Origin of the sequence: Bradyrhizobium valentinum (assembly GCF_001440405.1) — a bacterium.
Taxonomy (GTDB): domain Bacteria; phylum Pseudomonadota; class Alphaproteobacteria; order Rhizobiales; family Xanthobacteraceae; genus Bradyrhizobium; species Bradyrhizobium valentinum.
In genome coordinates this window covers 42,883-49,381 of the sequence record NZ_LLXX01000128.1, presented here as the reverse complement: position 1 = coordinate 49,381, position 6,499 = coordinate 42,883, and the positions used below count along the sequence as shown (strand labels likewise).

Genomic DNA, 6,499 nt, shown 5'->3' with positions numbered 1-6,499 from the left:
GATCGGGATGTGAGTTCCTGCCGGCCGCTTGATAATGGTCAAGCAAATGCTTTTGGACCGTTTGCCGACCGCTTCGGTAAACCATCTGGCCGATCCTGGTACCTTTACGCGGTCATGGATTGATGTCCGTTGGCGGCGCTAAAGGGGACGTGCTGGGACGCCGTCGGGATCGACGCGAATGACCCAACGCCGACATGCAGCAACACTGACCAAGACGGTGCTTCGTGTTTCGAAGATTGCTTTAAAGCGACATCGTTTAGGTTGTCGGATTTTCTCGCCTCGCCTTCTCGATCGCGGCTATTAACACGGTGTCCCGCACCGGCTTTAACAGAAAGGCCGATACACCGGCGGACTCGCACCGATCGCGCGCGTCGTTTTCGTTGTGGGCAGTAATGACGATTGTTGGAATCTTGATCCCAGTACGTGTAAGATGGTATTGAAGGTCGAGGCCGGTCATTTCAGGCATCTGTAAGTCGACGATCAAGCACTCCGGCAATTCTTCGGGCAAGGCAGCGAGAAATTCCTGTGCTGAGGTGAAAGTTCTAGCTTCAAGCGCGTGCACTTTCAGTAACCGCCCCAGTGCCTTCAACACCGACGGATCGTCGTCTACGATTGCAATCCAAGGCATCGCGTTCAGCATGCGACCCATAAGTGGTCGCCAATTGACATTGTCGATTGGCCTTTGGGCCAATGATACGCCCGGCCGTTTGCGATCATACTCCGCTCAAGATGCCCACCGAGGTTCGCACCCGCTCGCCAGCGCCCCGGCGACGCCGAACGGATCGACATCCTGTAAACCCCACGCGGGTTTCGCTGAATGGTCAGCATAAAGGAGAGCGCTATGAGTAAAGAGGACAAGGAACGCGCTGATCGCGGCTGCGAAAGTGTTAACCGCAGGCGCATGCTTCTCGGGGGAACCGCGCTTGCCGCAGCGGGACTGGCGGCGTCAGTAAAGGTATCGCATGCCCAGCCAGCGCCGCAACGCCCGGCAGCTCCATCACAGTCTCGTCCGAACATCCTCGTCATCTGGGGCGATGATGTTGGTATCCACAACATCAGTGCCTACAACCACGGTATAATGGGCTACAAAACGCCGAACATCGACCGCATCGCCAAAGAAGGCGCGATGCTTACCGATGCCTATGCACAACAGAGCTGCACCGCAGGTCGCGCCTCTTTCATCCTTGGGCAACATCCGTTCCGCACCGGGCTATTGACGATTGGCATGCCGGGCTCACCGCATGGCATTCCGGACTGGTCACCGACCATCGCCGATCTTTTAAAGCAACAGGGTTACGCCACCGGACAGTTCGGCAAGAACCATCTCGGCGATCAGAATAAGCATCTGCCGACAGCGCACGGCTTCGATGAGTTCTATGGAAATCTTTATCACCTCAACGCCGAAGAAGAGCCGGAAACCTATTACTATCCGAAGGATCCCGATTTCCGGAAGAAGTATGGACCGCGCGGCGTCATTCACTCATACGCGGACGGCCGGATCGAGGATACCGGACCCCTAACCCGGGCACGGATGCCGGGAATGGATGATGAGGTGTTGAACGCGGCTACAAAGTTTATTGATGGCGCAGTTGGCCAAAGAAAGCCGTTTTTTGTCTGGTTCAATACCACACGCATGCATGTGTGGACCCACCTCAAGAAGGAGTCTCAGGGCGTCACTGGCGTCGGCTTGTATCCGGACGGAATGGCCGAGCACGACAAGACAGTCGGCGCGATGCTCAAGAAGCTCGATGACCTCGGTATCGCCAACAATACTATCATCATCTACGGCACCGACAATGGTGCCGAGGCTGTCATGTGGCCGGATGGTGGAATAACGCCATTTCATGGCGAAAAGGGCACCACCTTTGAAGGAGGATTCCGGGTTCCTTCGATGATCCGTTGGCCCGGCGTTATAAGTCCAGGCACAGTTATCAACGACATCATGTCGCATGAAGACTGGATGCCGACCCTGCTGGCCGCAGCCGGCGAACCTGACATTGTCGAAAAGCTCAAGCGGGGCCATCAGGCCAACGGTAAAAGCTTCAAGGTCCATTGCGATGGCTACAACTTCTTGCCTTTGCTAAAAAAGGAGACGAAGAAAGGGCCGCGCGAAGCGATCTACTATTTCGGACAAGGCGGAGAGCTCAACGCTGTGCGCTGGAACGATTGGAAGGTGAGCTTCGCCAGCGTCGCCGGGAACATTGCCACCGGCACTCGCTCAGTGACGAACTGGCCGATCATCGTGAACTTGAGAGCCGATCCCTATGAGAAGATGCCGATGGATTCCGGCGCCTATTTGCGCTGGTATGCCGACAACATGTGGTTGTTCGTACCGGTCCAGCAAAAGGTGAAGGAATTTCTGGCTACCATCCCCGACTATCCGTTCCAGGAAGGCGGCAGCCTAAGTCCCGCCGGAATCAACTATCAATCGCTCAAGGCGGCGGACGCCATGAAGCGGTTGAAGGAACTCGAGACCATTTCGATACCAGTAGGTCGATAGCTGAGAATAAAATTGTCCCGGCTGTTCGTGGCTGGAACGGTCGTGCGGGCGACGGTTGGCGGCGACATTTCGTTGCCGTCGACCTAGTCGCCACCTTTTTGTAGGCGGCACACGGAAGTCCGTCTCAGTGCCTAATCCTCGGGCTGGTTCACCTCTGCGCTTGGCACTTTTCGGACCTGACAGGTTTGGCTGACGGGGCCCGTTGTTGAGGGCAAACCGGACTTCCCAGTTGCGCACTCAGACTTCCGAGTTTGACCCGACGCGGATAATCCGGCCACTGGACTCGCAGTTTTTCCGGGACCATCATCGATGCCAACCGGCTGGAGAGGAGCATGGATGTCGCAGCTTGGCTACGGGGTCTCGGGCTAGGACAGTATGAAGACCGGTTTCGCGAAAGTGAAATTGAGGCTGATGTCCTCCCGGACTTGACGGAGGCCGATCTCGAAAAGCTCGGTCTGCCCCTTGGGCCCCGAAAGCGCATTCTCAAGGCGATTGCAAACCTGGGTGACGAGGAAAAGGCGCCGCCGCCCGCAAACCGCGTGCGCCCTTCGCCAAGCGATGCGGCCGAGCGCCGCCAGTTGACCGTCATGTTTTGCGATCTGGCCGGCTCGACTGCCATGTCGGCGCGCCTTGACCCCGAAGATATGCGGCAGGTGATCCGCGCCTATCAGGACGCCTGCTCGGGCGTGGTCGCTCGCTATGACGGTTTTGTCGCCAAGTTCATGGGCGACGGCATTCTTGCTTATTTTGGTTTTCCCCACGCCCACGAGGACGACGCCGAGCGGGCGGTCAGAGCGGGATTGGAAATTGTAGGCGTGGTTGGGGCGTTGAAGACGCGGGCTGTGGACCAGCTTGAGGTGCGCATCGGCATCGCGACGGGCCTCGTGGTGGTCGGTGATCTCGTGGGAGAAGGTGCTGCGCAAGAGCAGGCCGTTGTTGGCGACACGCCCAATCTCGCCGCGCGCTTGCAAGGCATCGCGTTGCCGGGGCAGGTCGTGCTGGCCGAGGCGACCCGCCGGCTTCTTGGCGATGTTTTCGAGACTACGCACCTTGGCGGGCAGAGCCTGAAAGGCATTGCGGGCCAGCCGTCCGCCTACGGGGTGATAGGCGAGCGTATTGCTGAAAGCCGGTTCGAGGCCCGCGCATCCGGTTCGCTCTCTAACATGGTCGGCCGAGACCACGAATTGGCGTTGATGCTGGATCGGTGGAAGCAGGCGAAAGCCGGCGAAGGCCAATTGGTGCTGCTATCGGGCGAGGCCGGCATCGGGAAGTCGCGCCTGACGCGCGGCATGATCGATGCGGTTTCGTCCGAGCCGCATATCCGGGTGAGCTATCAGTGTTCACCATACCATGCAGATTCGCCGCTTTATCCAGTCATTCAACAGCTCGCCTTCGCTGCCGGTTTCAAGCCCGACGATGACAACGACGATAAGCTCGACCGCCTGGAAAAGGTGCTGGTCGGTGCCGCGAGTGACAGACCTTTCTTGGCAGCCCTGCTTGGACTGCAGTTCGAAGGGCGTTACGGAAGCCTGGGCCTGACGCCACAGCAGCAGCGGGCTCGCACGTTGCAGGCGCTTGTCAACCAGCTTGTTGAACTGTCGCGCGGCAAACCTACCTTGTTCGTGCTCGAAGATGCACATTGGATCGATGCAACGACACTCGAACTCATCGATCTCTCTCTCGACCAGGTCGCCAGCGCACGGGTCATGATGCTGGTGACCACCCGACCGACCTTCCAGCACGGCTTTGGCGGCCATCCTATTGTGACCAAGCTGGCGCTAAATCGGCTCGGCCGTGATCAGACTACGGCAATCATCAACAGGTTGACCCAAGGCAAGACGCTTCCGGGGAAACTGCTCGACATCATTGCTGCGAAGACTGACGGCGTGCCGCTGTTCGTCGAGGAAATCACCAAGACCGTTCTCGAGTCGGGAGACCTGCGAGAGACGGCCTCGGCGTACCAATTGACCGGCCCTCTCAGCCGTCTGAGCATCCCCTCGACCCTTTACGACTCGCTGATGGCGCGCCTCGACCGACTGCAGCCGGTCAAGGAAGTAGCGCAGACCGCGGCGTGCATTGGTCGAGATTTCGATTACCGGCTGCTCAAGGCGGTCTCGCCGCTCGAGGATGCCGCCTTGCAGGACGCCCTTGACCGTCTGACCAGTGCCGAATTGATCTTCCGCCGCGGCACGCCACCGGAGTCGACCTATATCTTCAAGCACGCGCTGGTACGTGATGCGGCCTATGAGAATCTGTTAAAGACCCGCCGCCAGACCATTCATGCAAAACTGGTCGAAGCCCTGGAAGCCAACGGCGCAGCGCCCGAGCTTCTTGCTCATCACGCCACGATGGCAGGAATGGTGGAACCGGCGGTGCGGTACTGGTTGAAGGCAGGCGAGCAGGCTGCGGCTCGCTCCGCTAACAAGGAGGCCGTCAGTCATCTCACGACCGGAATAGGGTTGCTCGAAGGTGCGCCGGACAGCGCTGAAAAGCCGCGGCTTGATCTGGACCTGCACAGCGCGCTCGCCTCCGTACTGATGGTGACCCAAGGCTATGGTTCCGACGAGGTCGGAAGAATATCGACGCGGACCGTCGAGCTGTGCCGTCAGGTGGGCGACGAGGGCACGCTGGCGGCAGTGCTCTGGCAGGCTTGGCTATTCAACTACACACGGGCCGATCACGCGGCAGCGACAGCCATTGGGTTGGAGCTTGAGGAGCGCATGACAGACGCCGTCGATCCGGCCGCCAGAATTGTCGCCCATGTCCCGCTCGGCCTCAGCTTGTTCGCTGTTGGTAAGCCCGTCGAGGCCCGCGCAAAGCTCGATCTGGCTGTTCGTACTTACAGCGGGCTGAAGGGCGGTCCGGTGGCCTATCGCTACGGAATGGAAGTCGGTGCAGTGGCACATGGCTACAGGGCCTGGTGCCTCGGAATGCTCGGTTATCCGGAACAAGCCATGGAAGGCAGAGGTGTGCTTCTGGACGTTCTTGAGCGAACCAAACACCCCTTCACTCTAGCCAGAGGTCTGAACTGGTGCTCCATGGTCTCGGTAGTCCAGAGAGATTGGCGAGGGGCACGTCAGTTCGCCGAACGAGCGATCGAAGTCGCCCGTGAATACGACCTGCAACTGGTCACCGCAATCGGTCGGGCAATGCGCGGGATCGCGCAGGCTGGGGTCGAGCCAGCGCTGACAGCTCTCGCGGAAATGCGCGATGCTCTCGACGACTATCGCCGCACCGGCGCCCGGTTCCAGGTGCCGTTTCTGCTGACCCTGTTTGCGGATGCATCGGTCGAGCAAAAGAACTGGACTGATGGAATGACGGCGATCTCGGAGGCCCTGGCGCTAATTGAGGAGACCGGAGAAGCCCATGTCATTCCCGAAGTCTATCGGATCCGCGGTGACCTGCTGGCTGGCTCTGGAAGCGGTGATCCTGAAACTGAGTATTTGAAGGCGCTCGAATTGGCTCGCCTGCAAGGAACGCGCTGGTTTGAGCTGCGTGCGGCTATGAGTCTTGCCCAGCTCTGGGCCGAGCACAGCAGGCGCGCCGAAGCACGTGATCTTCTCACAGCAATTTATGGATGGTTCACCGAAGGGTTCAGTACACCCGATCTCAAGCGCGCCAAGGAACAGCTAGAACGCCTCGACTGATTGACTTCCGCTGTTGGCACCTTTGAGACATGCCCGCCTATCCTGAGAATGTCCGTTCACCGGGGTAGACCGGAAGTCGCAGTAGTCCGGCCAAACCGACGCGAATGATGTGGTGGACGACGCCCGCTCCCGGCATCGAATGTGCCAAAGGGTGATTGTTCAACAACGAATCACCGGAGGGGGTCGTCCACATGCAGGTTAGCACCATAGGCGTTGATCTCGCCAAGAACGTGTTCCAAGTGCACGGCGTGGATAGTGCGGGGCAAGGTCGTCATCACTCGTCAGTTGCGGCGTAAGCAGGTCATTGACTTCTTTAGCAAGATTCCCCCTTGCCTGGTCGGCATGGAAGCCT

The 6,499-nt window shown here is 59.0% G+C and carries 3 protein-coding genes and 1 pseudogene; 3 read left to right on the top strand and 1 reads right to left on the bottom strand.

Translation table 11 applies throughout. From position 1 onward, the window contains the following. Positions 1–256: 256 nt before the first annotated feature. The gene (locus CP49_RS22360) at positions 257–649 is read right to left on the bottom strand and encodes a response regulator (RefSeq protein ID WP_057852350.1); all 393 of its coding nucleotides are present in this window, start codon (positions 647–649) and stop codon (positions 257–259) included. Between the two features lie 192 nt (positions 650–841). Between CP49_RS22360 and CP49_RS22355 the strand changes: the two genes are divergently transcribed. From CP49_RS22355 to CP49_RS47645, 3 genes and pseudogenes are all read left to right on the top strand, one after another. After that, positions 842–2,500 carry an arylsulfatase gene (locus tag CP49_RS22355; protein ID WP_082646166.1) on the top strand — a complete coding sequence of 553 codons (1,659 nt, stop codon included), beginning with the start codon at positions 842–844 and terminating at the stop codon, positions 2,498–2,500. 332 nt (positions 2,501–2,832) lie between these two features. Continuing rightward, on the top strand, positions 2,833–6,147 hold the full coding sequence (locus CP49_RS22350) for an ATP-binding protein (RefSeq protein ID WP_063791741.1): 3,315 nt from the start codon (positions 2,833–2,835) through the stop codon (positions 6,145–6,147). Positions 6,148–6,338: 191 nt separating this feature from the next. Next, a pseudogene (locus CP49_RS47645) lies at positions 6,339–6,499 on the top strand (IS110 family transposase); the annotation flags it as partial.

What these genes read in the sequence shown, in the direction of transcription:
- CP49_RS22360 (WP_057852350.1), bottom strand. Translation starts at nt 649, where the DNA reads ATGGGTCGCATGCTGAACGCGATGCCTTGGATTGCAATCGTAGACGAC.
- CP49_RS22350 (WP_063791741.1), top strand. Translation starts at nt 2,833, where the DNA reads ATGGATGTCGCAGCTTGGCTACGGGGTCTCGGGCTAGGACAGTATGAA.
- CP49_RS22355 (WP_082646166.1), top strand. Translation starts at nt 842, where the DNA reads ATGAGTAAAGAGGACAAGGAACGCGCTGATCGCGGCTGCGAAAGTGTT.